Annotated in this window: 32 protein-coding genes; 29 read left to right on the plus strand and 3 right to left on the minus strand. The window is 39.0% G+C overall.

Going from position 1 to position 19,606, the window contains the following annotated elements; all coding sequences use genetic code 11:
- The first annotated feature begins 214 nt into the window (after nucleotides 1–214).
- Nucleotides 215–883, plus strand: coding sequence for a DNA alkylation repair protein (locus tag KYJ26_RS07235; RefSeq protein ID WP_219166614.1), 669 nt, complete (start codon nucleotides 215–217; stop codon nucleotides 881–883).
- 253 nt (nucleotides 884–1,136) lie between these two features.
- Here KYJ26_RS07235 and KYJ26_RS07240 read toward each other — a convergent pair whose 3' ends face one another.
- Nucleotides 1,137–1,679, minus strand: a complete 543-nt coding sequence (locus KYJ26_RS07240) for a CBO0543 family protein (RefSeq protein WP_219166615.1) — start codon at nucleotides 1,677–1,679, stop codon at nucleotides 1,137–1,139.
- Nucleotides 1,680–2,075: 396 nt separating this feature from the next.
- Between KYJ26_RS07240 and KYJ26_RS07250 the strand changes: the two genes are divergently transcribed.
- The 14 genes from KYJ26_RS07250 to KYJ26_RS07315 all read left to right on the plus strand — a co-directional run bounded on the left by KYJ26_RS07250 (nucleotide 2,076) and on the right by KYJ26_RS07315 (nucleotide 11,545).
- The gene (locus tag KYJ26_RS07250; RefSeq protein ID WP_257474917.1) at nucleotides 2,076–2,669 is read left to right on the plus strand and encodes a hypothetical protein; all 594 of its coding nucleotides are present in this window, start codon (nucleotides 2,076–2,078) and stop codon (nucleotides 2,667–2,669) included.
- Nucleotides 2,670–2,698: 29 nt separating this feature from the next.
- Nucleotides 2,699–3,220, plus strand: a complete 522-nt coding sequence (locus tag KYJ26_RS07255) for a P-loop nucleotide/nucleoside kinase family protein (protein ID WP_219166616.1) — start codon at nucleotides 2,699–2,701, stop codon at nucleotides 3,218–3,220.
- Nucleotides 3,221–3,341: 121 nt separating this feature from the next.
- Entirely contained in the window at nucleotides 3,342–3,545 is a 204-nt protein-coding gene (locus KYJ26_RS07260) for an NUDIX hydrolase (RefSeq protein ID WP_257474918.1), read from the plus strand.
- A 26-nt stretch (nucleotides 3,546–3,571) separates the two neighbouring features.
- Entirely contained in the window at nucleotides 3,572–4,414 is an 843-nt protein-coding gene (locus KYJ26_RS07265) for a GNAT family N-acetyltransferase (protein WP_219166617.1), read from the plus strand.
- 11 nt (nucleotides 4,415–4,425) lie between these two features.
- Nucleotides 4,426–4,917, plus strand: a complete 492-nt coding sequence (locus tag KYJ26_RS07270; protein ID WP_219166618.1) for an NUDIX hydrolase — start codon at nucleotides 4,426–4,428, stop codon at nucleotides 4,915–4,917.
- A gap of 109 nt (nucleotides 4,918–5,026) precedes the next feature.
- On the plus strand, nucleotides 5,027–5,788 hold the full coding sequence (locus tag KYJ26_RS07275; RefSeq protein WP_219166619.1) for a GNAT family N-acetyltransferase: 762 nt from the start codon (nucleotides 5,027–5,029) through the stop codon (nucleotides 5,786–5,788).
- Nucleotides 5,789–5,838: 50 nt separating this feature from the next.
- A complete protein-coding gene (locus tag KYJ26_RS07280) occupies nucleotides 5,839–6,636 on the plus strand; it encodes an aminoglycoside adenylyltransferase domain-containing protein (protein ID WP_219166620.1) in 798 nt (265 codons plus the stop codon).
- Between the two features lie 80 nt (nucleotides 6,637–6,716).
- Nucleotides 6,717–7,211 carry an AAA family ATPase gene (locus KYJ26_RS07285; RefSeq protein WP_219166621.1) on the plus strand — a complete coding sequence of 165 codons (495 nt, stop codon included), beginning with the start codon at nucleotides 6,717–6,719 and terminating at the stop codon, nucleotides 7,209–7,211.
- 67 nt (nucleotides 7,212–7,278) lie between these two features.
- Nucleotides 7,279–7,635, plus strand: a complete 357-nt coding sequence (locus tag KYJ26_RS07290; RefSeq protein ID WP_219166622.1) for an NIPSNAP family protein — start codon at nucleotides 7,279–7,281, stop codon at nucleotides 7,633–7,635.
- A gap of 226 nt (nucleotides 7,636–7,861) precedes the next feature.
- Nucleotides 7,862–8,809 (plus strand): YVTN family beta-propeller repeat protein, encoded by a 948-nt coding sequence (locus tag KYJ26_RS07295; RefSeq protein ID WP_219166623.1) that lies wholly within the window; start codon nucleotides 7,862–7,864, stop codon nucleotides 8,807–8,809.
- A 327-nt stretch (nucleotides 8,810–9,136) separates the two neighbouring features.
- Nucleotides 9,137–9,670 carry a GNAT family N-acetyltransferase gene (locus tag KYJ26_RS07300; protein WP_219166906.1) on the plus strand — a complete coding sequence of 178 codons (534 nt, stop codon included), beginning with the start codon at nucleotides 9,137–9,139 and terminating at the stop codon, nucleotides 9,668–9,670.
- 240 nt (nucleotides 9,671–9,910) lie between these two features.
- The gene (locus KYJ26_RS07305; RefSeq protein WP_219166624.1) at nucleotides 9,911–10,306 is read left to right on the plus strand and encodes a VOC family protein; all 396 of its coding nucleotides are present in this window, start codon (nucleotides 9,911–9,913) and stop codon (nucleotides 10,304–10,306) included.
- A gap of 429 nt (nucleotides 10,307–10,735) precedes the next feature.
- Nucleotides 10,736–11,218: a DUF2975 domain-containing protein gene (locus KYJ26_RS07310; protein ID WP_219166625.1), complete on the plus strand. Its 483-nt coding sequence runs from the start codon at nucleotides 10,736–10,738 to the stop codon at nucleotides 11,216–11,218.
- Nucleotides 11,219–11,293: 75 nt separating this feature from the next.
- Complete coding sequence (locus KYJ26_RS07315; RefSeq protein ID WP_219166626.1) at nucleotides 11,294–11,545, plus strand: hypothetical protein; 252 nt, start codon at nucleotides 11,294–11,296, stop codon at nucleotides 11,543–11,545.
- Between the two features lie 487 nt (nucleotides 11,546–12,032).
- Here KYJ26_RS07315 and KYJ26_RS07320 read toward each other — a convergent pair whose 3' ends face one another.
- Complete coding sequence (locus KYJ26_RS07320; protein ID WP_219166627.1) at nucleotides 12,033–12,602, minus strand: dienelactone hydrolase family protein; 570 nt, start codon at nucleotides 12,600–12,602, stop codon at nucleotides 12,033–12,035.
- A gap of 247 nt (nucleotides 12,603–12,849) precedes the next feature.
- Here KYJ26_RS07320 and KYJ26_RS07325 point away from each other — a divergent pair, with 247 nt between their 5' ends.
- From KYJ26_RS07325 to KYJ26_RS24350, 14 genes are all read left to right on the plus strand, one after another.
- On the plus strand, nucleotides 12,850–13,287 hold the full coding sequence (locus KYJ26_RS07325; RefSeq protein ID WP_219166628.1) for a VOC family protein: 438 nt from the start codon (nucleotides 12,850–12,852) through the stop codon (nucleotides 13,285–13,287).
- Between the two features lie 40 nt (nucleotides 13,288–13,327).
- Complete coding sequence (locus KYJ26_RS07330) at nucleotides 13,328–13,957, plus strand: DUF3108 domain-containing protein (protein ID WP_219166629.1); 630 nt, start codon at nucleotides 13,328–13,330, stop codon at nucleotides 13,955–13,957.
- A gap of 18 nt (nucleotides 13,958–13,975) precedes the next feature.
- Nucleotides 13,976–14,230 (plus strand): hypothetical protein, encoded by a 255-nt coding sequence (locus KYJ26_RS07335; protein WP_219166630.1) that lies wholly within the window; start codon nucleotides 13,976–13,978, stop codon nucleotides 14,228–14,230.
- Complete coding sequence (locus KYJ26_RS07340) at nucleotides 14,231–14,863, plus strand: hypothetical protein (protein ID WP_219166631.1); 633 nt, start codon at nucleotides 14,231–14,233, stop codon at nucleotides 14,861–14,863.
- A 91-nt stretch (nucleotides 14,864–14,954) separates the two neighbouring features.
- Nucleotides 14,955–15,314, plus strand: coding sequence for a cell division protein FtsK (locus KYJ26_RS07345; RefSeq protein WP_257474920.1), 360 nt, complete (start codon nucleotides 14,955–14,957; stop codon nucleotides 15,312–15,314).
- Between the two features lie 17 nt (nucleotides 15,315–15,331).
- Entirely contained in the window at nucleotides 15,332–15,532 is a 201-nt protein-coding gene (locus KYJ26_RS07350; protein WP_219166632.1) for a hypothetical protein, read from the plus strand.
- A 94-nt stretch (nucleotides 15,533–15,626) separates the two neighbouring features.
- The gene (locus KYJ26_RS07355; RefSeq protein ID WP_219166633.1) at nucleotides 15,627–15,998 is read left to right on the plus strand and encodes a VOC family protein; all 372 of its coding nucleotides are present in this window, start codon (nucleotides 15,627–15,629) and stop codon (nucleotides 15,996–15,998) included.
- Between the two features lie 139 nt (nucleotides 15,999–16,137).
- Complete coding sequence (locus KYJ26_RS07360) at nucleotides 16,138–16,455, plus strand: PadR family transcriptional regulator (RefSeq protein ID WP_219166634.1); 318 nt, start codon at nucleotides 16,138–16,140, stop codon at nucleotides 16,453–16,455.
- On the plus strand, nucleotides 16,442–17,008 hold the full coding sequence (locus KYJ26_RS07365) for a DUF2812 domain-containing protein (protein ID WP_219166635.1): 567 nt from the start codon (nucleotides 16,442–16,444) through the stop codon (nucleotides 17,006–17,008). The genes KYJ26_RS07360 and KYJ26_RS07365 overlap by 14 nt, the downstream gene beginning before the upstream one ends.
- 391 nt (nucleotides 17,009–17,399) lie before the next feature.
- Complete coding sequence (locus KYJ26_RS07370) at nucleotides 17,400–17,654, plus strand: hypothetical protein (RefSeq protein WP_219166636.1); 255 nt, start codon at nucleotides 17,400–17,402, stop codon at nucleotides 17,652–17,654.
- A 36-nt stretch (nucleotides 17,655–17,690) separates the two neighbouring features.
- Nucleotides 17,691–18,032, plus strand: coding sequence for a VOC family protein (locus tag KYJ26_RS07375; RefSeq protein ID WP_219166637.1), 342 nt, complete (start codon nucleotides 17,691–17,693; stop codon nucleotides 18,030–18,032).
- An 8-nt stretch (nucleotides 18,033–18,040) separates the two neighbouring features.
- Entirely contained in the window at nucleotides 18,041–18,466 is a 426-nt protein-coding gene (locus KYJ26_RS07380; protein ID WP_219166638.1) for an NUDIX hydrolase, read from the plus strand.
- A 68-nt stretch (nucleotides 18,467–18,534) separates the two neighbouring features.
- The gene (locus KYJ26_RS07385; RefSeq protein ID WP_219166639.1) at nucleotides 18,535–18,711 is read left to right on the plus strand and encodes a hypothetical protein; all 177 of its coding nucleotides are present in this window, start codon (nucleotides 18,535–18,537) and stop codon (nucleotides 18,709–18,711) included.
- Between the two features lie 29 nt (nucleotides 18,712–18,740).
- Entirely contained in the window at nucleotides 18,741–19,028 is a 288-nt protein-coding gene (locus tag KYJ26_RS24350; protein ID WP_219166640.1) for a TIGR04104 family putative zinc finger protein, read from the plus strand.
- Between the two features lie 58 nt (nucleotides 19,029–19,086).
- Here the strand turns inward: KYJ26_RS24350 and KYJ26_RS07395 are convergent, their stop codons facing one another.
- A complete protein-coding gene (locus KYJ26_RS07395) occupies nucleotides 19,087–19,509 on the minus strand; it encodes a VOC family protein (RefSeq protein WP_219166641.1) in 423 nt (140 codons plus the stop codon).
- Nucleotides 19,510–19,606: the final 97 nt, after the last annotated feature.

Below are 19,606 nucleotides of genomic sequence, written 5' to 3' on the forward strand. Positions count from 1 at the left end.
TGTATGAGTTATCGCCCATTTCTCAATGAAATGAGGCGATTTTTTATGTGTTTGATTTTCCGTTAATGGCCAGAATGTTGAAGAAGTTGTTTCGCACTAGTAGGGGGAACAGTACCGAAATAACGGTGAAATACATTGTTATGGTACAATTGTTTGCAATAAGACTTATATATCTTTCCAGAACTGACAGTGCTTTAATAAGGAGTTGTGTCAAATGAATAAAAATAAAAGCACAGAAATAAATCACTCATCAAAAGCAGAAAACATCCTATCCCAGATCAATAGTAAAACCAAGCTAGGCGACTTGCGAAAATTCGCGAAGGATATTAAAAAAGATCACGAACTAGCTATGGAACTATGGTCAACAGAAGAGTTTTTGGCCAGATTATTGGCCATCTTAATTATGGACAAAAAACTTCTTTCCCAAGATGTACTGAATAAGCTTGATAAGGATATGCAGACTCACCAATATGATGAGCGAAATAACTTAATGGATTGGTTAATGGCAAATCAGCTTACTAAAGACAAGAAGAACATTGCATTGATGGAGTCGTGGGGAAATAGTCCTTCTGCTCTTCAAAGGCGAGCTTTCTGGTATTATCAAGGGCGATTGAGATGGACTGGACAAACACCGCCTGATAACACTGCAGACTTACTAACTGCCATTGAAGCTGCTATTACGGAGGAAGAACCGGAAGTTCAATGGGCTATGAATTTCACCGCAGGCTGGATAGGCGTATATGATAAAAAGTATCGTGCACGTTGTATGAAACTTGGTGAGAAAACAGGTCTTTACAAAGATGAAAAGGTATCAAAAGGATGTACTCCCAATTATTTGCCGGAGTTCATTACGATTGAAGTGAACAAACGAATGAATAAATAGCTACAGCTGAAAACTTCACAAGGTATTAATGTGAAAGTAAAAGAATGCAAAGCCTCAATACGGACAGGATCTGAAGGTAAGCTTCCAGATCCTTTTTGCATGGAGTTTTGATGAGAAATAAATTCTCTAATTCTACCTTGAAAAGTCTGAACTAAATCAAATGATAATGAAGATCAGCTAATTATTCTGACTATTGCCCTTCTTCAATTATTGGGTAATAAACTGATTAATCCTTTTAACCATGAAGAAGCATTTATAATTCCTCATAATTTTTTCTTGTAGTTAAATGGTGAGCAATCAAATATATAACAATATAAATAGGGATAGAATAGAAAAATTCCCATTTTTCAGTATTGTAGATATCAGTCATGACTAATAATGGCTCTCCTACAAATGCGGTTAACAATCCGAAGATAACAGACTTCTTAAATGGTGAGTAATACGGCTTAATTTGTATTAAGAACATTATGACGACGGGCATTAATGCTAAATCATAGGGAATGTAAGCGGGGATAAAAGGTAATACTTCATAGCGATATGACCATAACCCCAGTTGAACCCCTATAGCATCCAGGGCTACTGATAATGTCATAACGAATAAGCCTGCTGTCATTAACCTGTAGCGACTCTCTTTCTTGTGATACTTAATCCAAAATAACCAAGTGAGTATGGTTGTTATTAATCCAAACCACCACCTCCATGTGAAAACAACCTCATTTAACCATAGATCAATTACTTGTTGAACTATTTCTTGTGTTTCCTTTGCATGTTGATCCATTCTTTCAATTGTAGTCACGTGTCCTCACCTACCTCCAGGAAGAAATCTATATCATTATTATGGGGAAAATATGCATTTATTATGTAGAAGGGAAATAACCCGATTTTGTCCTCCACTTCTTTTGAAGATTTTCAATTTATAATTAGTCAAAAAATCTAAACAAAAAAAAGTCTCCATCGAAAAGGAAATAGAAATGACCTACTAATATATTAAACTCCAAATTATTACACCTCTTGTTCAGCTAAAGGGACCGAAATAAGGATGAGCTTCCTTTTTGTTTGAAATATTTCTTGAGTAAGTTGCTCAATATTGAAATAATTGGTATTAAGTTCATGTTTATGGAATTGCGCATGCACTACTATTAAAGAGGATGTGTCACGATGGCAGTCGTAGGTATTTTAGGAATGACTCACGATGAAGAAATGCAAAAAAAAATATAATTTCCCGTTATCACGATTGGAAGAACTAATAAAAGAATTTAAACCTGACGTCATATGTGGAGAAGTACACCCTTCAAGCTGGGAGCTCTATCTACAAACAGGTGAACCTTTTGGCATTCTAGGGGAGACACAAAATGAATATCCTCAATTGATATTCCCCTTATGTCGTGAAAAGGGTATTGAGTTTGTTCCAGTGAATTGGTTTGAAGAGGATGTATTTGCAGAAGGTCCTTTTGATAAGTATGACCCACAAACAAAGGCTAAGTTAGAGAAAGAATTACAGAGTTGGAATGATCAAAAGCTATCAGCATGGAATGAAGGAGGTAACTCATTCGAGTATGATGCGATCACGAATGAAATGTATGACTGGTTACATTCAGTTAACCCTAACGTTCAGAATATTGTATGGAATACCCGACACTACATTATGGTGGCACGGGTGAAAAATGCTGCTAAGAAGTATCCTGATAAGCGAATTCTTTGCATCCATGGAGCTGATCATAATTACTGGTATTATCAATCGTTGAAGGCGGAAGAAGGAATTGAGTTGGTTTATCCATTAAAATAGATCATCCTACCTAAGCGAGGTGTTCCATCATGTTTTTTATTCAGATGTCCGGTTTCCCGGGCTCAGGAAAGTCCACACTATCCAGACAAATAGCGAAGCGAACGGGAGCAGTACTCATTGATCACGATATTGTGAAATCCGCTTTATTAGAATCCATTGAAGACGAAATGGATAACAGGTTAGCTGGGAAGATTTCGTACAATATCGATTGGTCTTTAATAGAGTTTCATTTATCCCAAGGTCACGATGTCATTTTTGATAGTCCTTGCTTATATGATGAACTGGTTAATAAGGGCACGGAATTATCTACTAAATATCAAGCTACATACAAATACGTTGAATGTTATATCGATGATGTAAAGGAAGTGAATTTCCGATTAAAGAATCGAGAACGGATGACCAGTCAAATTAAGGAAGTCACTTCAGAGGAAGCATTTAGATATACAATTCATAACAGTAAGAAACCAGCCAATTTCAAATGCTTGTTGGTCGATACTAGTAAACCTCTAGAAAGTTATGTTGAGGATGTTTTGGAGTATGTAATGGAGTGAGTTTCCTACTTCAATAAACTGGGGCAATATCCGATATTTTAAAAGGACCTTAAAACGAGAAATTCTTGAAGGAGTAGGCAGCGACGTTACGGGTCTTCGCTATGTTAATAGTTCCTCCTTTGTGACGGAATCAGGCATCCATGTCATTGATATCGTTTTTCTGTGTCACCACAAAGCGGGTGAGCCTTACGCAAAGAGTAAGGAAGAAGTCGATGATGTCATGTGGGTGACGACTTCAGAAATTCTTGCTCATACGGAACTGCCGGTATATTTAAAGGAAAATATTAAGCTTGCGGATAAACTGCTACAAGGTCATAACCTTTGAATGTTTGTAAGAGAGGGTGAAGACAAATGATCCTAGAACTAGAAAAATCTGAATTTTATAAATGTAAGGGTTTCATTCATGATGAAGGTCTCTTAGAAACAGTAGCTGTAATCGATGGAGATCATCCTGGTCGTGTCTTTGTTGATGACTTGATGGCTCCCACCTCTGGCTTCATCTGGTTGGGGAGTCAGAATGGTTTTATTTTTATGGGGGATGCAGATAACGAGGAGTTCAATGTAAAGTTAAACTATTTTTTTCATCCAGTCATTAAACCAGATGCCCATAAAGTTGGCTTGACCGCATTTGAAGCGATTGGAAATCATCTGAAATGGAATAAGACTCTAAAGAAAGTGTATGGGGAGAATATCATTGGATATAACCAAAAGGTATATGAATTAAAAGAGTCAGATTATAGAAAGCAAAATGAACCTGAATTAGACCAGGGATATGAAGTAATGAAAATCACCAGGGATATATTGGAGGACAACGGTGTTTTAGGTAATATCAATTTTCTGCGTTCGAAGATTTTGGAGTTTTGGCCTTCATTTGAAAGGTTTTTAGATAAGGGTATTGGGTATGCAGCCATTTATGAAAATGAGGTAGTGAGCGTTTGTTTTTCTGGCGTAGTAGCCGGAAATGTTCATGGTGTAGACATTGAGACAGTAAAGCATCACCAAGGAAAGAAACTTGGACAAAGAGTGGCTCATTCGTTTGTACGGGAATGTTTAGAGAAACATCTTACGCCATATTGGGATTGTATGGAGATCAATCAACCTTCTGTTTCAATTGCAGAAAATATAGGGTTCGAGAATACATTAAATTATGTTTGGTATAGCATTCCTTTTGATAAAGAAGATCAGAGTGTTTAAGGAGAAAATACATGACAACAACATATGTAAATTGGGGAGACGCAACAGTAAAATTAACTTGGAAACCTGATAAACAACTCCCAGCTAGAGAACGGATTACTAGCGTTCATGGCTATTGTTTTAAAGATGGTCAACTGTTATTAGTCAATTTAAATCATAGAGGGTGGGATTTCCCGGGCGGCCATATTGAAGAGGAGGAAACTCCTGAAGAATGTGTAAAGCGTGAAGCTTATGAAGAAGGGTATGTTTCAGGGAGTTGTTCTCTATTAGGTTATATCATCGTGGACCACAGTGAGAATCCAAATTGGAATGAAGATAGTCCATACCCCAAAGTAGGCTATCAGGTTTTCTATTGTATGGACATTGACCGATTACATGACTTTCAAGCAAAGTATGAGTCAGGTGAAAGAATTCTGATAGATCCAAATGATGTAACGGAATATTATCATGGTTGGAATGAAGTTTATCAAGAGATACTTGATGATGCTTTAGGCAGATTGTAGTTTTCTAACTAGGGGACGGTCTGAATGAAACAAACTTTAGTTCTGTATGGATCATGGCTTGTGTTAAAGAATATGAATGATGAGACTGCAATCAAGGGAGGTGTCATTTATGCTAAAGAAATCACACAACATCTCAGATCTAATGGAAAGAATTCATATTGTTAAAGGAGCAAACTTTGTAACGATTGAAAATACAAAAACTCTAACAAATCTGGAACTGCTTGAACTGATCCCATATATGATGGACCAGTCATTTATAAAAAAGTGTGGAAATGTAAATATTCTTGTTGATCGTCAATGCAGCAAAGAGGTCGTTTCCCTTTTGAAAGAATATGAGTTTACCTTACATGATGAAAACGTGACTGTTCACAAAGTTCTTGAGGAATCATCTAACCTGGGAGAAGGCTTCGCATTGAAAGACTTACACGACATTCCCCTGACAGAATTTAAAAATGTCTGGGAAGCTTCTATGAAGGAATCATTAAATGCTCCCTCTTCCTTACACATCGATGACCAGATGCGAAGCGTTGAAGTGGAGCTAGGACCGAATTATCAGAGTTCTTGTATGATCGCTTATGAAAATGGTGCTCCAATCGGAGTCACGATGCCTCATATAGAGCCCGGAACGGTAGACGAGGGAAGGATTTTTTATTTCGGGATCCTTCCAAGTGAAAGAGGAAAAGGGAAGAGCAAACTTCTCCACCAACAAACGCTAGAAATCTTAAAGAAGGAGTTTAATGCTTCTTATTACATTGGATCTACGGGTCACAATAACCTTCCGATGCTTAAAACATTTCAGAGTAACGGATGTACGTTGGTAGAACGGAATAAAGTATTCAAAAGGAAGAAGCGTGTTTCGAAATGCACTTAAGATGGAGGATTTATTAGATGGATTGGTGTTAGAAAAAAGGAGAAAAGTCAATGAACTTTCATGGAAAAACGTGCTTAGCTGAAGTTAAAGAAATGATTTTAAGAATCCAAACAGAAGTAAACACAATATTAAACGAAGACCCTATTGGCTTATATGTTCACGGTTCCTTAGCAATGGGTGGATTTAATCCAGACAAAAGCGATATGGATCTATTGGTCGTCACGAAAAAGGCGATTGCAATTGAAATGAAAAGGAAATTAGCTGCATTCTTTTTGAAGTGTTCCAATTCCCCTTACCCAATCGAAATCAGTTTCATGAATCAGGAACAATTAAAAGACTGGCAGCACCCTTGTCCATTCGATTTTCATTATAGTGAGTTCTGGAGAGAGCGCTATGAACATGATTTGGTTATGGGTACATACGAATTCATAAACGGAAATAGTAACACTGATCCGGACTTAGCAGCTCACATAACGATTTTATATAATAGAGGGATTTGTATGGCAGGCAAACCTATTGCTGAAGTCTTCCCTTTCGTGCCACGTTCAGATTATCTATCGTCCATACTGGGTGACTTTCAGGATTGTTTAGATAGGATTGAAGAGGACCCGATTTATTGTACGCTAAATATGATTAGAGTGTTTTGGTATCTAGAAGAGGGAGTTATTTCTTCAAAGGAAGAAGCCGGCCGCTGGGGGTTATCAACATTGCCGAAAGAATTTAGTAGCACTGTTCATAAAGTCATAGATTGTTATACAAGTGAAAAAACTGATCATGAATTTGAGAAGGATGAACTTTTATTGTTTAGGAATTATGTTGCTGCTAATGTGCAGAAGCTATTGAGCTAGCCGGCGAGATCCAGAGAATTGATATACGAAATATGAAGGAAATAGAATAATGATTTTCTAATGAAAAGGAGGGATGTGCAATGGGCGTCAGAAATTTTCTGATCGAAGGCGTTTCCTGCACCGGCAAAACAACGGTCTGCAATGAATTGCAGCGGCGCGGTTATCAAGCCATTCATGGTGACCGCGAATTGGCCTATCAAGGCGATCCTGAAACGGGAGACCCAACGGCTACTGCCTCTCACGAGAATCACATATGGGATGTAGAGAAAGTAAAGGCGTTGGTCGATAACAAGGATGAGCCAGTCACATTTTTCTGCGGTGGTTCTCGTAACTTTTCAACATTTATTGATTTATTTGATGGAGTGTTTGTTCTCGAGGTCGATCGTGAAACATTAAACCGACGGCTGGATGAGCGACCGGAAAATGAATTTGGTGGGAAGAAGTCGGAACGGGAGCTGATAGCGCACTTGCATCAAACGAAAGAAGACATTCCCGAAAATGGAATAATTATAGACGCAACTGAACCGATTGGGCATGTTTTTGATGCGGTCATCAGAGAGGTTGAAGGGGTATAATCTGCACTTGGTATGAAGGAACCCGTATTCAATAGGATTCTAAAATCATAGATAAGGAGAAACATACATGTTTTATAGAAGAAAGTACTATACCGTTAAAAATGAATTTGTAAAGATTTTTAATCAACACTTCAACAACACCAATCTGCCGAATCAATTAAAACACGGGTCTCGTTTAGTGGGGCGTTGGATGAAGGATCGTGGGGATGGAACCTCTGAAATATTTGCTATTTGGGAATACGACAGTTATGAAGATTATGTGGAAATTGAAAATAAGATACGAAGTGATGCGGCTCATGTTAAACGGATCCAAGAGTGGTATGAAGAAAACGGCGGAAGAGAATTGATTGGTAAGGAGTATATATTAGAGGTGAGGAATGAGGCAATAGAATCGACTGTGAATGATAAGGGAAAGAGGGTTTGATGCTGGAGGTAGTATTAATAGCTGAAAATCGCGCATGTGGTTGGATAGGATCACCAATCAAATAGTAGAGTACAAGGTGCAATCGAATCTAGAAAGCACCTTTTTTTATTGGGATATTTAATCAAAAAGGAAGCAGAAGAACCGTCCCTCTGCTTCTTTTAAAATCACAAACATTTTCACTACTCATATACTAGTTAGTAGAGGTGGTATTTTAAGGAGGAATACAATGAGAATGAATAGAAAGAAGCACTTCCTACGTAAGGCAAAGTTTATTGCTTACGTAACGAACTTTGGGGATGATACGATTTCAATGATCGATACCCAAAAGGATAAAGTCACAGATGCGATTCCAGTAAGTGATCAACCAGATGGGATTACAATTTCCCCTGTAGTTAAACATGCATATGTGTCCAATACTACTAATAACTCTGTTTCTGTTATAGATCTTTTAAGTCATAAAGTGGTCAATGAAGTCCCTGTTGGTGAAGGGCCGGTTGGGATAGCTGCGACACCTGATGGAAGAAAAGTGTACGTAGCGAATTTCGGCGGCACAACTGTCTCCATCATTGATGTCTGTAAGAAAACTGTGAAACATATAGAAGTAGGAGATAACCCATTTGATGTGGCATTTAGTCCAGATGGAAGAAGGGCCTATGTTGCTGTAACCATAAGTAACATTGTTACCGTAATCGATACAAAAAAAGAATCAGTGATAGACAGGATTCCCATTACAAATGGAGAATTTCCTCGAGACCTTGCGATTACCCCGAATGGAAAAAAGCTATACGTGGCCAATCGTGGGAGAGGGGAGCCTAGTACAGTATCTGTCATTGACCTTAAGAGAAACGTAGTAACAAATACGATCAATGTAGGGATAAGACCGAATGGCGTAGCGGTTACACCAGATGGGAAGAAGGTATATATCACGAATATCAGCAGTGATAATGTAACCGTAGTGAATGCATGTGATGATTCAATTATGACGACGATTGATGTTGGCGATGGTCCAACGGATGTTTGTATTACCCCCGATGGGAGAAAGGCTTATGTTACTAACTTTAATGCGGGGACAGTTTCAGTTATTTGTATTAGAACGGATAGTGTTCTTACTACGATACCTACAGGAAAGCAATCAAGCGATTGTGCTATTACTACTTCATGTTTTCCTTTTTAAGGAGGGGAGCCATGGGGACAGGTCCATTGGCTCTTTTAAAGGAGACGTGGGCCTGCCAAATTGGTCCTTTTGCTACTCACAGATAAAGAAAATTCGACACTTTGGCATGATTATCGGAATGCTCGCACGATTGTATCTGAAACTCGCACGATTATGACGGAAGTGGCATGATTTTTCTAAATCCCGCACGATAATCGTAAATCCCGCATGAATCTTCTATCTATCTCTTTTCATGCTATCCACAATAGGGTCAGACCGTTGAAGAAGGATATTATTATCGGATGTCGTATTTATTTCATAAGAGATCATCACTTAGGAGGATGTAAAATACCAGTGTCTAAAGATAATGTAGAATACTTCATTCGAAATGTGAAACTAGAGGATGCGGAAGTACTTTTGGATATAGAGAGCTCTGTTATTTCTGAAGGTAAATATTTCATCGTTGTATCAGAGGAGCTAGAAAAAAAGCCTGTGCAGGAGGAAAAAGAACGAATACAACGGAAATTGGATAACGAAAAAGAAACTCTTATCGTAGCGGAAGTGGATGGTGTAGTTGTCGGATCGATAGAATTTCGTTCCCAAACTAGGAAGAGATTATCCCATACTGGCTCAGTTTCAATGTCGATAAGCAAAGATTACAGAGGCATGGGGATAGGGAAGGCACTTTTAACGGCATTATTAGACTGGGCCGAGGAGAACCCACTCATTGAAAAGGTAAGTTTAGGGGTCCTTTCAACAAATCAAAGAGCCATTTCCCTGTACAAGCAGATGGGATTTTTGGAAGAAGGTCGTTTGATAAAAGAATACAAGTTAAATGATGGGGAATATATTGATGATATTCTTATGTGCAAATTTGTGTAATAGCCTAATTTGGCGTTAGTTATTTCTAAAGTATAAGATTGAGTCCGTAATAGGGTCGACAAATTTAATGAAAAAGGTAAGCACTTTGGTCCGGAGAGTTAATGTGCTTTTTTTGAGAGAGTGGGGAAAGGATATGGATCCTATTTTAATAGATGTTCCGTAAATAGAAACAGATAGACTCATCCTTCGAGCACCACATCAAGCTGGTGATGGGAATGGAAAAGTAAAGGGGGAAGCTTTGTGCCAAAAGGATTACTTCATCATATTGAACTTTATGTATCTAATTTAAATAGGTCAATTGATTTTTGGAGCTGGTTTCTTGAGGAATTAGGGTATCATCTTTTCCAAGAATGGGAAAGTGGGCAAAGTTGGAAAATGGGAGATACGTATATTGTATTTGTGCAAACAGAAGAACGGTTTCTTGACATTCCATATCATAGATGCAGAGTAGGTTTAAATCATTTAGCCTTTCACGCAGATTCACGAGAACACGTCGATAGTGTGACTATGAAATTAAAAGATAAGGGAATAAACGTTCTTTATACAAACCAGCATCCATTTGCAGGGGGAGACGATTATTATGCAGTTTACTTCGAGGACCCGGACAGAATAAAAGTTGAACTTGTTGCACCATAATTAGAGCCGTGGGGACAGGTCCATTGGCTTATTAAAGGATACGTGGGCCTGTCCAATCGGTCTTTTTGTTCCTTATAAATAAAGGATATTCGACACCTTGGCATGATTATCGGGATTCGCGCATGATTGTATCTGAAACTCGCACGATAATTGTTAATCCCGCATGAATCTGCTATATCTCTCTTTGTTTGCTGTCCACAATAGGGTCAAACCGTTGAAGAAGGTTATGATAAGCAGATTAATGCAATCAGTTATCATATTAAGGTTTAAAGTAAGAGCGTTTCTCTAAAATGAGAAGCGCTCTATATTTTTTTTATCGAAATTCAATTAAAAACAATAACAATATATTAAAAAACAACATTCATTTATTGTTAAACAATAAATAATGTGGTACAGTGATTTTATTATAGAATCAGTGAGGTGCTCTAAATGAATGGTAAACAAGGTTCAACTTTTTACTTGAAGTTCATTGCTTTTCTTATCGGAATTGGGTTACTTGCGGTGTGTATCTATTGGTTGCCTGAAGCAGCCAGAAGAGATGGGATAGAGCGTCCAGGTGATTATTCGCTATATCCCCTTTTGGCATGTGCATATGGCATATGTTTATCGATTTTTGTAGTGTTGTATCAAGTATTTAAGCTCTTAACCTATATCGAAAAGAACAATGCATTCTCCGAGTTATCATTTCAATCTTTGAAGATCATAAAAAAATGTGCGTTTACGGTTATTCTCTTCATTTTAATCGCAATTGTTTATTTGAGGGTGCTTGCTCACTTCACAGGTGATGACGCAGCAGGTCCGATATCACTGGGTCTAATGGGTATTGTAGCAACAAGCGCCGTCGCAGCTTTTGTGAACGTTCTTCAAAAGCCTCTAAAAAGTGTTTTGGATGGGCAATCAAGAATCGATTAATATGAAACTAAAATACTTTCTTTGCAGTCTAATTATATACAGAGCTGAATTTAATATTTAGGGAGGGGATATTAAATGAGAAAGTACCTTGGTTGGGTGTCCATTGGTATTATAGGGATTACTTTAATATTATTTGTTTTTATGAGAGGGAGAGTTAGCGGGTATGTAGGAACCAACGTCTTAATTATTGGAGCAATATTAGCTTTGGTAACTGCCCTATTGAGTAAAAAAGGGAAATCCAAGACAGTTTCAATTTCAGCATTAGGAATACTTGCAGGTGGATTTATAATACTAGTTTTAGGATTTATGATGAACGGAGGTCTATAAGTTCCTTTAAGTAAAGGGGGTAATACTAGAAGAACAATTTAGAAAAAATTTTATCCAATTAGACAACATGAGGAAATGAACATGCTGCAATTAAAAAGATCTAAAATTATGAGTCACTGAAAGGAAGAGAGGATGTTGAGTAAAGTCATTTCGAAAGGCCCTTTCATTTTAGTTCTATATTTATCTTTTGCATTCATTAGGACGACTTGGGATTTAGTAAAGAATCCCGATTTACTCCATTACATATACTTCTTCTTATCACTCGGCGCTGCCATCTCAGCAGCCTTATTCTTGGTGGTTATTAATAAGGAAAAGAACCTTAACAAAGATAGAAGTTAGTTCACTATACAAGAGGGACATCGTCCTATGATCGGGGGCAATATGATGGTTATTGTCATTTGATGAGGAGGAAGGAGCTAGAATGGGGTCCTTTTGCTGCTTCAAACGAAAAGGAAGCAGGAGAACCGTCCCCGTGCTCCCTGTTGACTTATGCGAGAAAGTCAAGAACCCGCTTTATCACAAGCTTCGTCGCCTCAGCATCATAAGAAGGTATGCTGCTGTCGGTGAAGAGATGTTCATTACCCTCATATAGAAAAAGTTCGGCGTGATTGGCCGACTCCACCAGTTCACGAGCCGCGTCGATGTCACCGTCTTCAACGAAGAAGGGATCAGCATTCATGGCATGAATTTGCACAGGTAAGTCAGCTGGCCATGGAGTTCCGAACTCGGAGGTCGGGAGGCAGGCATGGAAAAACAGTGCGCCTTTTGAGCCTTCACGTGTTTGAGCGAGCTGCTGTGCTGCCGGGACACCAAGTGAAAAGCCAGCATAGACGACATCTTGCGAAAGATCACCGGCTGCCCGAATGCAACGCGACGTCACTTCTTCAAATCCGATTTCTTTAACAAATCCCAGGCCTTCTTCCAATGAGGAAAATGTGCGGCCATCAAATAAATCCGGCACGTGCACAATATGCCCTGCATCCCTCAGTTGATCTGCAATTGCTTCTATTCCCTTCGTTTTGCCTAAAACATGGTGGAACATCAAGACCTCTGCCATCGTTTTCTCCTCCAAAATTTGAATTTCATACTACGCTTAAAGTATAACGTTCGACAAAAATCTTGTTTGACCTGCTAAAAGTTCGTTTCCTAGGTCATATAGGAAACACCACTGGATTTTTTGACGCAATTGAAAAACATTGAGTTTTATTTAATGATTTGAAATAATTGGTATTACATTAGTCAGGACTGGTAAATAGCAGATATTGAACTTTGGTTGAATCTAATTGTGAAAGAGGTCAAAAAACATGAAAATCACCAGAATGGATCATATCAGTATCAACGTAAACGATCTCTCAAAGACTAAAGAGTTTTTTGTGGATTTAGGACTTGAGGTGAAAGCCGAATGGGAGATGGATGGTGAGCTGCTGGACAAGGTCGTTGGTATGAAAGATGTGAAAACGTCATGCGTAGGAATGGGATTGCCGGACGGTCAGACATGGATAGAGCTCGTCAAATATATAACACCGTCCGATGAAAACGGTATTCAGCAAACGCATCCCAACACGTTGGGTATCCGCCATATTTGCTTTGCTGTTGAGGATCTTGACACCATGGTTGCCCATTTGAAAGAGAAGGGTACAGAAACCTTTAGTGAGGTTCAGCAATATGAAGATACATACAGATTATGCTACGTTCGTGGTCCTGAGGGGATTATATTAGAGCTGGCGGAGGAGATTAGATGAAAAATGGGGTTGGGGAATGAGAGAGAGTAGGGGACAATCAATGAGAATAAGTGCAGAGGCACTGGTTGAAACAGAAGATGAAAAAGACATTTATCTTATTGAGAACGGAAGAGAAAAAAAGGTTGGTGTTACTACGGAGAAGATAAAGTTTGTTCGTATCGATGGACGTGAAGCCATTGAGAGAGAGCAAACATTAAATTCCGATGTTTTAGGTGACAGAAAAGGCATTACCATAATGGAAAAGGCAACGTGTAAACCCATTTCATTCACCGATTACTCAAATGGTAGTCATCTCGTGAAAGCCGAATATGACGAGGCAGGAGTACATATCTCGATGGGGAATAGTAAAAAAACAATCAAACTACATGGAGACTGCGTTGACACATTTTCCGTGGAGCTTATATTGCGTGTGTTGCCGTTGAAGTCCGGTTACTCCCTGCAATTGAATGGTTTCAATGCAACGCTCGAGTCAGAAGTCGATATTCATATTCAAGTAGTCGAGTCAGAGCGTGTTAAAAGAGGACTTGACGATTTTGTTGATGCCTGGAAGGTGAAAACGTATTTTGGAGAGACCCTTCAATACTATTGGATTGATCCTGCCAACAAGGAGCTGCTGAAACAGTCTTCTCAAATTGGAGATGGACTTGTCCTAGAATTTCGTAGAGGATGAACAACAGAGGTGATGAAAATGAAAAGAAAGCTCCAGCCAACATCTGACACTATAAAAGAATGGGTTAATACCTATGTACCGGATAAAGACCTCTTTTTTCTCCCGGAGACCAATCTTACTAGTTTTAAAGAATATATAGACAATGCCCTGGTCATTCCCCACGAAGAGTTCAAAAACCATTCATCTTATAAGCAGGTTCAATTTGCGAACAGCTATGAGTATTGGAATCTATCAAAGGACGTTGCCTATGTACTGGTGACACAACCAGGCTAGGTGAATCATCTACCAGCGGAAAAGAAGATCGAGCTACTTCATATTCAAGTGGAAGTGGGAAGGGGATTGATTCATCCCATTTCTGACTTCTCCGGAGACATTTCATCTCTTCGTGACAACGTTGTCAAAGTGAATGGAGAGGGGTATGTTGTCCTTCATAAAGCGATGTGGGAAGAACTTTCTTATCGTTGCAAGGAAGACCTCATAATAGAAATTGCTCAAGAATGGGAGGAGTGGAATTGCTATGATGTTCCGGCTCAAACCCCTCAACACTTACGAAGGTATGCCAACACCTTTCCATCCAGAGCGGGAAGCAATTGTTTGTCAGCAACTCTCTTCGCCATCACCCAGCAGGAATGGATCGCACATGAATGGGTCCACCCTCAAACGTTTCTTCAACGTTTAGCACTTGAAGATTATCATGTCATCCCCTCTCAAGGGTTGCGAGCAGGTGATGTGGTGACGTGGGAAAATGCAGACGGGATCATTCAACACGCCTCTTACTGCATTGACGGTCAGTTCTTCTTTAACAAGCGTGGGCAGACCTTTTTTAATGCATGGAGTATTGTGCATCTTGATGATCTGAAAGAGGATTGGGGTCATTTAAGCATGAAGTCCTATCGGAAAAAATAGAGTATGTGCTGTAATGTCAGGCGTTTTTTTATTCCATTTACGATTACTTAAGTTATGAAATATCAGAGGAATTAGGGTGCAAAGGAAGGGATTGAAACAGGAATATATGAATGGATTTAAAAAGATCGTCAACCTCCTTAATAGATTTAAGCAAGTGTTTTACTCCTATGACGATGAAGGTTTCTCGACTGCTGAGAAAGAATACATTGATAATATTAAGAATGCTAATCCCTATGGAATTTTTGTCCTCATCTTTGGCGGGGTTTCATTCGCATTTGGACCACAATACGTCATTTTCCCTATCGTCACGTTGACAGTGGCTCTACTGACAATCTGGACCTTTGATAAAGAAACAGAAGACAACCCTTGGACATTTCTCCTGGGGACGGTTCTATCTCTCACTGGATTGTATATGCATATGGTGGGAGCGGTTCACATTCTCATTCTATAAGGGAGGTAAAGTGTAAGGTGGAAATCATCAATAGCATTCAAGAGGTATTATCAATGGGGCTTGCATTTGTCGTCTATCTTGCCATACCTGCATTTATTATCTTTAGAGCTATTCGAAGAAAGAAACTCCCCAGTAATCAATACACTCCTCTAGACGATATCCTGGACGGTAAAGTGAGAGATCCTGAAGAAGAGAATGATAGCAAAAGGACGGACTAAGGGACTGGAAATTTGGAATTTTATAGGGGATTTAAAGGAGAAGGGGATACTGAAAGCGAACTACTTGGTAGACCAGTATAAAGGAGAGAAGGATTTGAGTAAATCATTCATTGAACAAGTACATTATATTAGAATTCCAGTTAAGAATGTAGAACAGTCAGCACAATGGTATCGAGATATATTAGGTCTCCAATTATTAAACGTAACCGAGGAACTTGCCGCTTTAAAAATAAATGAAGGACCGTTCTTACTGATCCTCATCCCTACAGAAGATGCAACCTTTGCCCATTTTACAGTGAATCAGAAAGAGGAATTCAGTATTGGCTTTACAAGTCCCAAGCTGGCTGAATTTCATCAACACTTAAAGGATCACGAGGTGAAGGTCGATGAGATTAAAGAAGATGAGGGTCATGCCTTTTTCCATTTTTATGATCCAGATGGTAATAAACTGCAAGCGCACTGGTAGGATCAAGCCAATTTCCGAACATAAAGGAAATTGGCTTTTTTTAATGGGATTTCTAAAATATGGTTGACTATTCAGTTGAACTGTATTAAATTGTTAGTAAGCTGAACTATATAGTTGAACTGAATAAAAGGGTGAGAACATGAAACATAAATTATTACCATTGTCTGAAACGATGCACTATATTTTACTGGCACTGCGTGAGCCGCTCCACGGATACGCCGCCATGCAGAAGATCGAAGAAATGAGCAAAGGCACCGTGGTGTTAGCAGCCGGCACATTATACGGTGCGATAGAGAACTTGAATAAACATGGGTGGATTGAACCTGTTGGAAATTCTGGCCGGAGGAAAATCTATCAGATTACATCTGAAGGAAATGCCATCTTGAACCTGGAGCAGGAAAGGCTCTTGCATATCGTATCCTTGTATGAAGGAAGTGAAGCGAATGAAGAAGTTTAAATGGTTTATCAGTATAGAAAAAGAAGAACACTGGCTGAACGAGCAATTGCAAAAAGGCTATCGGTGCACAAACATCAGTGGACTGGGAGTGTACACTTTCGAAAAGACAGACAAGAATTTTGTGATGAGACTGGACTATCAGGATTATCTATCCAAGAAAAAGCTGGAGGAATATAAGGGGATCTATGAGGATTTCGGCTGGAGGTACCTGAAAGGATACTGGATGAGTGGCATACGGTATTGGCAAAAAGAGAGTGATAACCAAGATGAAATTTTCTCTGACCGAGAATCAAAGAGTCACTATTATAAACGAATCATGGGCTATTCCTTTTGGTTTGGCATGATTTTTCTCATCTACTCGTTTAGGTACTACAGAGATCCGGGATTATATCATGACGGTCTTTGGAGTATGGAGAATGATTTATTTTGGAAAGCATTTCTCTTTGAAACGCCGTTTGTTCTGCTGAAATTGTTCCCTGCTTTTATGTTTGTATTATTGGCTGGGGTATATTATAAGGCTTATCGGAAGTATTCGGTGTTGAAAGAGCAATAGTGCGAAAGGGGCTTATCCATGGAGGATAAGCCCTTTTTGTCTGAAAGTTTCCCTTGAGTATGATGGATTAATTTGGAATAATTGGAATTAGAGCCATTGAAGGCCATGATGTTGTGAGGAATGAGGGGCATGGTGAAAAGCAAATTTCAGTTGTATATGGGCTTTTTTGTGGCATTCATTTCGTTCATGCAAGCATATAACCAGTGGGAGGAAAGTAGGGGTTTAGCTTATTTCTTCCTCCTGAGCGGAGTGAGTGTTTTCATACTACACCTAATTGATCTGTACAGGACGACATTTCAATGAGTCAAAACCCACGAAAAGGCAAGCACTAGTCGGGTAAATCAATCGGGTCGTGATTTCTAAATCCTTTATCAGTATGGAGGGAAAACCGATGAATGCTGACAAACAAGATAAAAATCAGCGCCAGCGAATGCTACAAAGCATGTACAGACAGAAGAAGCATCAAAAGGTAAGAAGATATAAAGACAGCAAATTATGGACGGTGTTGATGGTTGTAGCTGTTGTGCTTGCCCTTTGTGTTCTGATTGTGACTGAAGTGTACTATATTGATGACGACGGATCAGTGCCGACGGTTTTACGGAAGTTGGCAGAATCGTTTAATCTGATTGTTTGGTCGTTTTATTGAACGGAGTAAGCTAATGAATAAAAGGGGTGTATCTACATGTTTGAAAGAATAGACACAATCTGTTTGACCGTGAGCAACCTCGAGCAGTCAAGTAAGTGGTACCAAGAATTAGGGTTTAACGTGTCATTTAGTGGAGTGGGCTATCAAATATTTACTGTTGGAAATGGCGGGGTTCCGTTCACGATTGAAGAAGGAAACGTATCTTCGAAAGAGAGCTCGATTTACCCTATTTTCTTCAGTAGTAACATTAAAGATACCTATTTAAAGCTAAAAGAGAAAGGCATAAAGGTAACTGATATAAACGATGATGGAGACAATACATATTTTGATTTTTACGATTTAGATGATAATAGAATGCAAGTTTGTTATTGGGAGTGATACACGTCATGGTCATCCATTTTTATGATGTAGATGCGATAAACGAAACGGAACTATCTTTCACAGTAATATGTGCTAGTTATCAAGGAAAGTGGATGTATGTGAGACATAAGGGGAGAACATCGTGGGAAATTCCTGGTGGCCACAGAGAAGAGGGTGAAGCAATAGAGGAAGCAGCCAGGAGAGAGTTATATGAGGAGACTGGTTGTAGAGAAGCTGATATTATTCCAATTTGCGAATATTCCACTGACGGTTCTCACACATTTGGAAGATTATATTTTGGCAGGATACAAGAAATCGGACCATTGCCAGAGTCAGAGATTAGTGAAGTTGAATTATTTGAAGACCTTCCCACCAGCCTTACCTATTCAGATATCCAACCGAAACTGTTTGAAAAGACCCTTGATTTTATTCGGGAATATGAACTTACCTAATAAAGATATGCACTGGCTTCCTGTTTCCGTTTAAAGACAGGAGTTTGCCAGATCAAAGGAGGAGTCATATGGCAGCGAAAGTAATAACAATAATTCTCATGTTATTTAATGTACTATGCCTTTCATTTTTAGTGCAAAACCTTATCTTTACTCTGACATTTATGATTCTAACGGGTATGTCTATTTATTACTTGTTATATGAAAAGGAAGAGAAAGAGGCAGTGACATCTGAAAAAGTATCATGAAAGATTTTTAGCATCGAGGTGATTTAATCTTGCAAAAATGCGATAAATGTCAGACCCCATTTAGTTGGAAAAAGATTATGAAATCGTTTATTTGGACCTATAAACCTATCCACTGTTCGAACTGTGGAACGGAGCACGACATAACCATTCGTGGAAGACTAGCTTTTGTGCTTTGCACCATACTACCTGCAATATTGTTCTTTAATTTCCTATCTCCATTCGAGAATTTTGTTCTAACGTTTGGAATTGGAATGCTCATACTTTTGGTTGGTACTTTGGTAACACCTTTTCTTGTTACGTATAAAAGTGTAAGATAACTTCTTATTTAGAGGCAAAACCAGCACAATCTAATTGAACTGGTTTTGCCAAGCAATGTTACTCCTCTAAATCCCAATGTGGATTCCACACGACTTCCCATAAATGTCCATCTAAATCCAGGAAGTGACCAGAATATCCTCCCCAAAAGGTTTCTTTGGCTGGATCGGTGATGTTCGCCCCTGCGGTTTCCGCTTCTCGCATCACCTGATCCACTTCTGCCTTACTGCTTACATTATGTCCGATCGTGAATTCAGAGGGACTTCTGGGAGAGAGGGGGACATTGGCTTCCTTCGCTAAGCTTTTTCGTTCCCAGATGGCCAGTTTCACTCCGTTTTGCAAATCGAAGAAAGCTACAGCGCCATTTTCAAATTCCTGCCCAATGATCCCTTCAGTTGGGAGATGTAAACCGTTCTGATAAAATTCAAGTGATTTTTCCAGATCATCGACTCCGAGAGTGAGTACGGTGATTCTTGGTTTCATGGTTTGTTCCTCCTTGGTTATGGCTTCTTCTTTAGGATACCTTTTTTAATAGCCTTATGTCGGTTGGAATGTCAGGTTGAGTTCGAGAGCTGAACAA

The sequence above is a fragment of the Rossellomorea orangium genome (assembly GCF_019334305.1).
GTDB lineage: Bacteria > Bacillota > Bacilli > Bacillales > Bacillaceae_B > Rossellomorea.

Bases quoted from the DNA above. Each gene is read 5' to 3' on its own strand.
- KYJ26_RS07310 (WP_219166625.1), top strand. From the start codon at position 10,736: ATGAATGGTAAACAAGGTTCAACTTTTTACTTGAAGTTCATTGCTTTT.
- KYJ26_RS07290 (WP_219166622.1), top strand. From the start codon at position 7,279: ATGTTTTATAGAAGAAAGTACTATACCGTTAAAAATGAATTTGTAAAG.
- KYJ26_RS07380 (WP_219166638.1), top strand. From the start codon at position 18,041: ATGGTCATCCATTTTTATGATGTAGATGCGATAAACGAAACGGAACTA.
- KYJ26_RS07255 (WP_219166616.1), top strand. From the start codon at position 2,699: ATGTTTTTTATTCAGATGTCCGGTTTCCCGGGCTCAGGAAAGTCCACA.
- KYJ26_RS07295 (WP_219166623.1), top strand. From the start codon at position 7,862: ATGAGAATGAATAGAAAGAAGCACTTCCTACGTAAGGCAAAGTTTATT.
- KYJ26_RS07365 (WP_219166635.1), top strand. From the start codon at position 16,442: ATGAAGAAGTTTAAATGGTTTATCAGTATAGAAAAAGAAGAACACTGG.
- KYJ26_RS07375 (WP_219166637.1), top strand. From the start codon at position 17,691: ATGTTTGAAAGAATAGACACAATCTGTTTGACCGTGAGCAACCTCGAG.
- KYJ26_RS07235 (WP_219166614.1), top strand. From the start codon at position 215: ATGAATAAAAATAAAAGCACAGAAATAAATCACTCATCAAAAGCAGAA.
- KYJ26_RS07330 (WP_219166629.1), top strand. From the start codon at position 13,328: ATGAGAATAAGTGCAGAGGCACTGGTTGAAACAGAAGATGAAAAAGAC.
- KYJ26_RS07280 (WP_219166620.1), top strand. From the start codon at position 5,839: ATGAACTTTCATGGAAAAACGTGCTTAGCTGAAGTTAAAGAAATGATT.
- KYJ26_RS07370 (WP_219166636.1), top strand. From the start codon at position 17,400: ATGAATGCTGACAAACAAGATAAAAATCAGCGCCAGCGAATGCTACAA.
- KYJ26_RS07270 (WP_219166618.1), top strand. From the start codon at position 4,426: ATGACAACAACATATGTAAATTGGGGAGACGCAACAGTAAAATTAACT.
- KYJ26_RS07285 (WP_219166621.1), top strand. From the start codon at position 6,717: ATGGGCGTCAGAAATTTTCTGATCGAAGGCGTTTCCTGCACCGGCAAA.
- KYJ26_RS07320 (WP_219166627.1), bottom strand. From the start codon at position 12,602: ATGGCAGAGGTCTTGATGTTCCACCATGTTTTAGGCAAAACGAAGGGA.
- KYJ26_RS07315 (WP_219166626.1), top strand. From the start codon at position 11,294: ATGAGAAAGTACCTTGGTTGGGTGTCCATTGGTATTATAGGGATTACT.
- KYJ26_RS07275 (WP_219166619.1), top strand. From the start codon at position 5,027: ATGCTAAAGAAATCACACAACATCTCAGATCTAATGGAAAGAATTCAT.
- KYJ26_RS07325 (WP_219166628.1), top strand. From the start codon at position 12,850: ATGAAAATCACCAGAATGGATCATATCAGTATCAACGTAAACGATCTC.
- KYJ26_RS07250 (WP_257474917.1), top strand. From the start codon at position 2,076: ATGAAGAAATGCAAAAAAAAATATAATTTCCCGTTATCACGATTGGAA.
- KYJ26_RS07385 (WP_219166639.1), top strand. From the start codon at position 18,535: ATGGCAGCGAAAGTAATAACAATAATTCTCATGTTATTTAATGTACTA.
- KYJ26_RS07335 (WP_219166630.1), top strand. From the start codon at position 13,976: ATGAAAAGAAAGCTCCAGCCAACATCTGACACTATAAAAGAATGGGTT.
- KYJ26_RS07360 (WP_219166634.1), top strand. From the start codon at position 16,138: ATGAAACATAAATTATTACCATTGTCTGAAACGATGCACTATATTTTA.
- KYJ26_RS07395 (WP_219166641.1), bottom strand. From the start codon at position 19,509: ATGAAACCAAGAATCACCGTACTCACTCTCGGAGTCGATGATCTGGAA.
- KYJ26_RS07265 (WP_219166617.1), top strand. From the start codon at position 3,572: ATGATCCTAGAACTAGAAAAATCTGAATTTTATAAATGTAAGGGTTTC.